The sequence below is a fragment of the Litchfieldella qijiaojingensis genome (assembly GCF_014651875.1).
In the GTDB taxonomy this organism is placed as follows: domain Bacteria; phylum Pseudomonadota; class Gammaproteobacteria; order Pseudomonadales; family Halomonadaceae; genus Litchfieldella; species Litchfieldella qijiaojingensis.
Genome location: NZ_BMXS01000011.1, coordinates 140,935 through 149,201 on the forward strand (window position 1 = coordinate 140,935; position 8,267 = coordinate 149,201).

Consider the following 8,267-nt stretch of genomic DNA (forward strand, 5'->3'; position numbering starts at 1 on the left):
CGAAATGAGCTCTGGCTTTAGGAGATGTGAGTGAATCCAGCAGAATTTTGGAAGAATTTCAGGCTTGGTGAGGAGTTGAGCATCTCCGGCGCATTTATCTATAACGGGCTTCGCAGATTTTATGAACTCCGAAAACTCGACCATCCAGATGAAATTTTTGAGGTGCTCTATAACCTATCAGTAGGTATCGAGCGCTTGCTGAAAATTGCAGTAGTGCTCCTAGAGCATGCTGATAGCCAAGATCAAGAAGCGCTCGAGCAGTCTTTGAGAACACACAATCATTTAGAGTTGCTCCGGAGAATACGCGGTCATTGTAGGATTAATCTAGCATCTCCGCACAATGAGTTATTGGCATTGCTGGGGACCTTCTATAAGAGCCATCGTTACGATCGCTTCTCCATGTCATCGATAACCGATCTGGAAAAGGAAAAAGACGCGCTTTTTTCCTATGTCGGAAAACATCTCAACGTTGATATCCCAGTTTCTGACTCTCTATTTGGGACGCCTAATGACGCCCGTTATAAGAAGTTTCTCCACAGGATTGTTCAAACGATCTGTCGTGCCCTTTATGATGTTGTACGTTTGCGAGCAAGCTACCTAAACTTGTACACATATGAGCTACGGCATGGGTCAAAGGCTGAAACGATCTTTCTTGGGGATGCGGATATTCCTGCCGAGAATGTGCTTTGGAAGGAGCTTTTGCTATTTTTCATGAACACAAAATCGTCATCTGGATATCTGGACTTTCTTCGCAGCATTGAGCCACTCGACTTTGATCCGGAGCTTGTCGATGAGTATCTCGATTGCTTTCAATCAGATGCTGCGAAGTCACTCGTAATTGGTGAGCTGGAAAGTCACTATGAGGATGTGGCTGACAAAGGGAAGCGCCTAGAGCTAATTGAGGTAATCGGTAGTCCGGGCGTCTACTTTGACGACCCTGATGAGGAAGAGTCCCTTGACTGAACCCGTGTTCCGCCCAACAAGGCGCTGCAGCCGACGCACTGTCGCGCGCGCCTGAGCTTAGCGTTAGGCCAACGGCCTCTTTAACGAACTGTTAGGCATGCGAGTCACCCATGATTAAATTGAACTACCGACCACTCAGATATCGAGATCGTTGGTTTGCATACTTGGATTTGTTGGGATTCACGAATCTTGTTCAGTCGAAGTCGATTGAAGAGGTTCTTCCTATTTATTCGGAAGCACTTAAGCGTATGCGGTCAGCGTGCAAGCTCGGAAAAAAGGAAGCTGGCCTGCTTAGCTCGTGGTTTTCAGATACTTTCATCATTTATACTAAATCCGACAGTCTTCAAGATTTTGCACACCTAGAAAGCGCAGCGCGAAATTTCTTTCAACTTCTCATCATAGAAGAGATTCCAGTCAGAGGCTGTATTAGTCATGGGAAGTTATATTCTCAGGCGAAAAACAATATTTTCGTTGGCCCTGCACTTATAGAGGCACATACATTCGGTGAGGCGCTAGACTGGGTCGGCTTTTGCTTAGCTCCAAGCGTAGAAACTAAACTCAAGCACGAGTTGCCGCTCGACCAGAGACCGTTCTATCGTAAGGTGACGGATCGAGAAATTTTAAGAACGGCACCCGCACAACACTTGTACGCCTATGCTTTCAATAATGGAACCGTAAACGGCAAAAACCCGTTTCGCGCGGCGATGCAGAAAATGAAGCAAAGGGCACCAAAAGGGGTGATAAAGAAATATGGAAGATCTTTGGCGTTTATTGAAAATGCCTAACAATTGTAGGCTGTCGGACAAATTACTCGCTGCGCTCGCAATTTGCCGCAGCTACAGGCGTTAAAAGTAGGAAGGGGAACACCATGGCCGAATGGGTATCTGTCAGATCTAGCGCCATAAGAGAAGTTGGATATGACGCCGAGACTTCCAGAATGTTTATCGACTTTGAGGATAGTCATCCGGTTTACACCTTTTGTGGCGTACCGGAAGCGGTGTTCCGTGAATTAGTGAACTCCGGCTCAGTCGGACGCTATTATCATCAATACATCAAAGATCGGTACCAGTGCTAACCTGGCGCCGAACTTTTAACAAGTCGCATCAGTACTCGGCCTACGGCCTACGGCCGCCGGACGTCCCTGACGGGCCGCCGCTGTGCTTCGCGTTATACAGCACACATCGGGGCTATGCCATGACGTTGTTCAAGCCGGATTCCGGAGATCAATCCGACGCATACAGAAACCTCCGCGACGCTGATTGGAACGCGCCTCTCCGTGCTTTTGCCGAGCAGTTGTGGGAGAAGTTTGGTGCGCACGCTGAGCCAGCGTTCATAGACGAGCTCTCTCGTGCCTTCCATCAGAGGTTCTGGGAGATGTACGTGGGCTGTGGTCTGTTGAACGTGGGACTAATCCCCGAGCCGAAACCGCCTGCCGGTCCAGACTTCAAGATTCAAACAGACCGGGTGATATGGATTGAAGCAACTGTGCCAATGGCCGGAACGGGCGCGGACGCCGTTCCAGATTTTGCCAGCGGTGAGGCCCAAAAGGTTCCAGTAGAGAAGATCCTTCTGCGGCTGCGAGGTGCGATTGAGGACAAGCACAGGAAGTATCTCGGCTACCTCGAGAAGGGTATCGCTTCCCCGGATGACTGCTTCGTTATCGCGGTCAATGGCGGCTTGATCCCACATTCAATTCTGGAGAGTGACCCGCCGCGAATAGTCAGCGCGTTATTTCCCTTGGGAGAGCGATTCGTGACAATCGATCGAAACACAGTCGAAGTAATTGACGCAGGTTTCCGCTATCGGGGGCAAGTGACCAAGCACTCGGGGTCAGAAGTGCCGACCACACTTTTCACGTCCGACGACTATCGCTACATAAGCGCTGTGTTGTATAGCAACTCCGACGCGGGGAATCATCCACCTGCAGTATCGAATGTCGGAAGCGATTTCATCGTGATATACAACCCGTTCGCGAGGAATCCGATTCCTGGAGGAGTCCTGCCTTCTGGCCGGGAATATGTAGTGGAGAATGAGCACCTCGTGTGTCGTACGGCCGAAGCACAACGTGTCGTATAATCACTGTTCGGCATCATAATGGAGGCATCCATGCCGCATATCTCTTGTCTCAAACTCGCACGAGTATCAGCCATCATTTTGGTGGTTCTGCTCGCAGCTTGCGGCACCATTCACTCGCATCGACAACTTGATCAACCTCTAGGGTCACAGCTCACAACCAGCGTCGGAGGCACCGTTTTCCGCCTAAATAAGACGAGCGATCTTCCAAATGCTTACGGTGGTCGAGATATCTACGGCGGGAAGGTCGATCGTGGGTTCGCAGAGATGAGGTTGGTAGGTATTGAAGATCAAATATTGATCCTCGATGTGGTCGACGTTAACCGACAATCATCAGAAACCACAATGGATCGCTACAAACACCTTATGCGTCCTGATAGCGTCACCGTTGACGTTCAACAGTCGGTCTCGCTTGGGCAAGGGCAAGAATCTCCATCAACTCGTATCCGCTTGGACACTCGTAAGCAACGCGATATCACCATTGCGGGCATCAAAGTTAGCTTCGTGGAAGTACAGGCATACAGCGTCCGATACACCTTGGAAGACCTGCAGGCTCAATGATGCCGAACCACTCATTCCAGCGGACGCGCCGCTGAATTTGATCGTTCAGAATAAATCCTTAGACCGGCAAAAGAGGGTATATGTGAATTTTTTGCGAGAGGTTTTGTATCGCCCCTTAGGCTGGGTCTGGATTACTGTCACTGGTGGTGCATCCGTGCTGGGGGTATTCGGCTTGCCTGAAACCATAGGAGTTTTTGAGCGAACTCTGGGTGTAATAGCCGTATCCACTTCACTTGGGATGATATTCATTGCAATTGAGGCTCACAACTTCCGCAAAAGGATGCGGGCTCCTGTGGGAATCAGGAGTGTTGTTAATGGGAAGCATCATTACACAGGAACCATGGTGCTAATTTTAGACAAGTCTAATTGGCTGGAGCCCGGTCAAGTAATTGTTTTGGTTCAGGATAGTAATGATGTGCAAGTGCCGATAGCTCTTGTCCGTGTAGAGACAACTACTACAAAAGGCTTCCCTCAAGCGGTAATACTCTCATCTTTGTCAGATGAGAACTTAAGCACCTATCTCTCTGACTCCTCGCGGTGGAAAAGCATGTTGGCACTACCTGATATCAAATATAGTTACCTGAATGGGGTGATGGATGTCTGATAGAGATTTTGACGAAGTTGAGGAACGGTTCGAGGCTAAGGTTGCCACCATCATTGACAAGTACCGTGTTGTAATAAACAGAGGTGCGAATGATGGTGTCCGTGTGGGTCAAAGATATCTGATCCTAAATATAGGTGATGAAATCTTCGATCCCGACACCGGTGAGAGCCTGGGTCAGATCGAAGTGGTAAAGGGGAAAGGTGAGGTCACTCATGTTCAGGATCGACTCGCCACATTACAAACCATAGAGTCGCATGAGATTAGGCGCCGACCCTCCGGATTGCTCGCTCTGGCCCAGTTTAGTGATGTTGAAGTTACCTCAGAGCCCAAGGCTTTCATTGATCCTGAGGTAGGAGATATAGCTAGGTTGCTGTAACTAATTCTGAATAATGCGCGCCAGCGGATGCCCTTTACGCCGCTTCGCTTTGTAAAGGCCACCGGTGCGCTTAGCGTTATGTTTATTAAACATGAGCAATGGAGTCAACGATGATTAGAGCTGTCAATGAAGATGAGTTCCGTCGCATTGGACTTATGCTCTGGGGTATAAAGAACAGCTGCTCGTGGGCTTTAAATGAGGGAAAAGATGTCGTTCCACGCGCACTCTGTGCTGTAATTGTTGCCCAGATTTCATACTGCTTTATTACGGATGATGAGAGAGAGCATCGAAATCGCGCGAAAGTCGTTCCGTCTGATTGGCATTACACACTTATTCAGCAAAAGAAGTTAGATATCGTTGAAATTCTGCGCCGTTCTGATGTCCCGAATATTGAATTCTTCCATAACAGAAATTTTGTTGTAATCGGGTTTTGCCTTGGTGATGTTGTCTTTATCGGAATCCGCGGGACGCAATTTGCTTACGATTGGATAAAAAATATTAGGTTTGTTAGAAAAAGTGATTCCTATTTTTCCACTTCGTCTAAATTTCATAGCGGATTCTATAACGAGGCAGTGGAGCTTGATTATAAAATTAAAGAGTACTTCAGAAGCACACTTCAAAAAAATAGCACTACAAACGTCACAAAGCTGTGTATTTGCGGCCACTCATTAGGCGGAGCTATTGCAGCTTTGATACTTCAGTCCCAAAGAGTGCATGGAGAAACCTTTTGCTACACCTTTGGAGCTCCTCGGATTACGAATTTGGCAGGGCAAAATGCCATTTCTCAACCCGTAGCTTTCCGTGAAGCTTTGGATATTGTGCCACATTGCCCACCGAAACTGGCAGGTTACTATACGGATTATCTTGACCAACGTAATGCGGATGGTTCCGTATTTTCTAGTAAGAATGGGCAAGAACTTACAGCATTTCCTACCTGGGTGAGGAAATTACTTGTTTATGAAGGAGTCAAGAATCACAGTGTGGAAATCTATCGTGAGAAAATCAGGTCGGAAATAAAAAGAACCCATAAGAACATTGATCAATACTTGGTTGATCTAGAGAGTCGAATTTTATAAAACGATCCACCATAAATGAATGGGTAAGATGATTGCTGAACATAACAAGGCACTCGTGTGGGACGTGGACTTCCCCCACTTCAGTGGACACGCATCGCTAACCGCAGTGGAGGTGAACGATGCCGGCCATGAATACGGGGAAGAAGACCCAAAAGTATTCGGATGAATTCAAGGTCAAAGCAGTCCAGTGGAGCCATCAGCCCCACCGAAGTGTCAAAGGCGTAGCCGAAGCGCTGGATATCCACCTTTCATGCAGAGGACCCAGCGCGGACCTGCATGCAAATCCTGCCGCCACGTTTATCTGTATTATACTGCAAAATTATACTTAATTTACATAGGGTTCAGATGGTTACGATCGAAAGTGCGCACACGTTTATTGATTTGAACAATCCGGCACGATAACCCAATAATAGAGCATGAAGTCTAATCACTGCTAGGCGTAATTCGATGGCACTGACTCGGTACATTCGCCGAAAAGCGCTCGATTTTGGGCTCTGGCTTCTCCTTGTCGTCAGCATGTTGGTGATGCTCAAGGCCAGCTCAGATCCAGCACCCACATGGACAACCCACATGGACAAATGGAACGTCGATTCAGGTCTTCCTTGCACCATTCCCTACCGGGAACCAGATAGCGTTTAACATCTCTGTCGGAGTAATCGTCAGTCTGCTTGTGTATGTTCTGGTTGTTCGAGTACCGGAACGAAAGAAGCGACTTCGGCTAAAGGCAGGCCTCAAGCGTCAATACTCCAATCTGAAGGAGGACTGCATCATGAACTTCTTGTTTGCGTGTGAAGGCTCTGCCGATCTTGACCTCGTTGAACGGTTGAAGGATCGGGAGGCGTTCAAGAGCTACTTCATCGAACCAGTTTCATCTGATCAATACCGCTGGCACGCAGTCCTTAATGGAATGGATGAACTGAAGGTCAAAGCCATCGTTCAAGAGCTGTCCATCTTTCGCAGGGAACTCGAGTATACGTTGACATCTCTTGATGTTGATGATCCAGAGGTCTTTGCTTTCCTCAGACGGCTCACACGCGTTCTCCAACGGAGCCAAAGCTGGACTGCTGGCTATGACGAGATCAAACCCTTATCCCATTTCATGTGGTCGATTCACACCGGGTGGGACCAGATCCACGGATACACCGGCAGAGATGTCATTGCGGAGATGATCGAGGCAATATGACGCCTAACCCCTCCATCGAGCAGACATTGCCACAGCAGGATTCTCCTGCTGCGCCATGCCGCTCATGTCGAACGTTCAGCGGATTTGGAGACGTAATCTGTGGGTTCACACGATGCCTATGGTAAACGTGTTCTGTTACTGGCAACGGACGGTGAGGTTGAGCAAAACGGCGCTGCCGTAGAAGTGGACTTGGGAGTTGGCCATGCGTGCAGAATTGATGGTGCGGTTGGCAAGGAAATTGCCGTTGAAGTGGAGTCACGGACAGCGAAGCAGGTGCGTGGTGCGATCCTTGATTTGATCTGCCATCCCTACCCGAAGAAATTTCTCGTTCTTCTGCCAGTGCATATGTCAAATCCGGAGATCGCAGCAAAGCAGGTGGAAAACATCTTGTCGAGGTTTCTGGGGCGTGATTTGTTTCGTGTTCTTCTGCTACACGGTAGTGGGGACAATCCACAGGAGGAACAGGATGTTCGGCTGGTTGCCGAGGCTCTCGCTGAGCTCGGCTATCGTGCGCAGACCGGAGAAACACCGAAAGTAGGCAGTTACGAGACGCAAAGGCCCAGAATATCGTCGCTGTTCAAGGGTAAATATGCGCCACTCCAAGAATACCTACTGCAGCTTCCGCGTTCGATGCCCGAAGCGACACTTAGCTTCAAGGAGATCGAAGAAATACTTGGATTCTCGCTTCCGAAGTCAGCTAGAACGTACCGGGAGTGGTGGTCGAATCAGACGGATTTATCCAATAGGCCGCAAGCAAAGGCGTGGATCAATGCTGGGTTCCGCGTCGAGTCGATTCGATTGCATGCAGACGAATCATGGGTGCGCCTCATTCGCTTGACCTAGATCCTTGGCGTCGCAACGCCACCGAACAATCGCACCTGGTGCAGGTCGCTATGCATTCATCAGCGATGGCTCATCGTCCGTTCCTTGCCGCTTGCTGTCTGCCAGCGGGTTCTTGATTAGCTTGTATATCCCATTTCGGTCGCCTGAGATAACCCGCCACTCATCGCCATGCCTACCTATCAATCGCAGCTACAGCAGCTCCAACAGGGGGCTTCGTTCCTGCCTCTGTGGCAGGGGGGCGCTTGCTGTCTTCCAGTGGTTTCTTGATCAGCTTCTATGTCTCTTTCGGTCGCCTGAGATAACCCGCCACTGAAATAGCCATTCCCACCTACCAATCGCAGCTAAAGCAGCTCCAACAGCTACGGCCTGCTCTTCACGCTGGTGGTGATGGAGTTCGTCAGCGGCTCGCTGATCAGCGGCCGCCACAGTCACCGGCTGGGCCGTGGCGGCGTGGCCATCGCTGGCACCGCCGCCGACGTCATGGCCCCAGGCTTCGGGTCAGAACTCCTCCCACTCGGCTTCGCCGTCGTGCCGCTGGCGCGGCGCACGGCCCGGGGGCGAGGCCTCGCCCGACTCGGCGCCGGACGG

At 49.7% G+C, this 8,267-nt stretch carries 11 protein-coding genes; all 11 read left to right on the forward strand.

The window, feature by feature from the left end:
• Positions 1-30 precede the first annotated feature (30 nt).
• Entirely contained in the window at positions 31-963 is a 933-nt protein-coding gene (locus tag IE093_RS12130) for a hypothetical protein (protein WP_189469520.1), read from the forward strand.
• A gap of 110 nt (positions 964-1,073) precedes the next feature.
• A complete protein-coding gene (locus IE093_RS12135) occupies positions 1,074-1,748 on the forward strand; it encodes a hypothetical protein (protein ID WP_189469522.1) in 675 nt (224 codons plus the stop codon).
• Positions 1,749-1,831: 83 nt separating this feature from the next.
• A complete protein-coding gene (locus tag IE093_RS12140; protein ID WP_189469524.1) occupies positions 1,832-2,038 on the forward strand; it encodes a KTSC domain-containing protein in 207 nt (68 codons plus the stop codon).
• Between the two features lie 119 nt (positions 2,039-2,157).
• A complete protein-coding gene (locus tag IE093_RS12145) occupies positions 2,158-3,039 on the forward strand; it encodes a hypothetical protein (protein ID WP_189469525.1) in 882 nt (293 codons plus the stop codon).
• 30 nt (positions 3,040-3,069) lie between these two features.
• Positions 3,070-3,597 carry a hypothetical protein gene (locus IE093_RS12150; RefSeq protein WP_189469527.1) on the forward strand — a complete coding sequence of 176 codons (528 nt, stop codon included), beginning with the start codon at positions 3,070-3,072 and terminating at the stop codon, positions 3,595-3,597.
• A gap of 82 nt (positions 3,598-3,679) precedes the next feature.
• Positions 3,680-4,201 carry a hypothetical protein gene (locus tag IE093_RS12155; protein ID WP_189469529.1) on the forward strand — a complete coding sequence of 174 codons (522 nt, stop codon included), beginning with the start codon at positions 3,680-3,682 and terminating at the stop codon, positions 4,199-4,201.
• Complete coding sequence (locus IE093_RS12160) at positions 4,194-4,577, forward strand: hypothetical protein (RefSeq protein ID WP_189469531.1); 384 nt, start codon at positions 4,194-4,196, stop codon at positions 4,575-4,577. The genes IE093_RS12155 and IE093_RS12160 overlap by 8 nt, the downstream gene beginning before the upstream one ends.
• Before the next feature lie 110 nt (positions 4,578-4,687).
• Positions 4,688-5,653 (forward strand): lipase family protein, encoded by a 966-nt coding sequence (locus tag IE093_RS12165; RefSeq protein WP_189469533.1) that lies wholly within the window; start codon positions 4,688-4,690, stop codon positions 5,651-5,653.
• Positions 5,654-5,781: 128 nt separating this feature from the next.
• Positions 5,782-5,982: a transposase gene (locus IE093_RS22900; RefSeq protein ID WP_422730978.1), complete on the forward strand. Its 201-nt coding sequence runs from the start codon at positions 5,782-5,784 to the stop codon at positions 5,980-5,982.
• 440 nt (positions 5,983-6,422) lie between these two features.
• Entirely contained in the window at positions 6,423-6,836 is a 414-nt protein-coding gene (locus IE093_RS12175) for a hypothetical protein (protein ID WP_189469537.1), read from the forward strand.
• Between the two features lie 99 nt (positions 6,837-6,935).
• Entirely contained in the window at positions 6,936-7,679 is a 744-nt protein-coding gene (locus IE093_RS12180) for a DUF7662 domain-containing protein (protein WP_189469539.1), read from the forward strand.
• Positions 7,680-8,267: the final 588 nt, after the last annotated feature.

Excerpts from the sequence above, each read along its gene's own strand:
- IE093_RS12160 (WP_189469531.1), top strand. The coding sequence starts at position 4,194 with ATGTCTGATAGAGATTTTGACGAAGTTGAGGAACGGTTCGAGGCTAAG.
- IE093_RS12175 (WP_189469537.1), top strand. The coding sequence starts at position 6,423 with ATGAACTTCTTGTTTGCGTGTGAAGGCTCTGCCGATCTTGACCTCGTT.
- IE093_RS22900 (WP_422730978.1), top strand. The coding sequence starts at position 5,782 with ATGAATACGGGGAAGAAGACCCAAAAGTATTCGGATGAATTCAAGGTC.
- IE093_RS12165 (WP_189469533.1), top strand. The coding sequence starts at position 4,688 with ATGATTAGAGCTGTCAATGAAGATGAGTTCCGTCGCATTGGACTTATG.
- IE093_RS12140 (WP_189469524.1), top strand. The coding sequence starts at position 1,832 with ATGGCCGAATGGGTATCTGTCAGATCTAGCGCCATAAGAGAAGTTGGA.
- IE093_RS12145 (WP_189469525.1), top strand. The coding sequence starts at position 2,158 with ATGACGTTGTTCAAGCCGGATTCCGGAGATCAATCCGACGCATACAGA.
- IE093_RS12135 (WP_189469522.1), top strand. The coding sequence starts at position 1,074 with ATGATTAAATTGAACTACCGACCACTCAGATATCGAGATCGTTGGTTT.
- IE093_RS12150 (WP_189469527.1), top strand. The coding sequence starts at position 3,070 with ATGCCGCATATCTCTTGTCTCAAACTCGCACGAGTATCAGCCATCATT.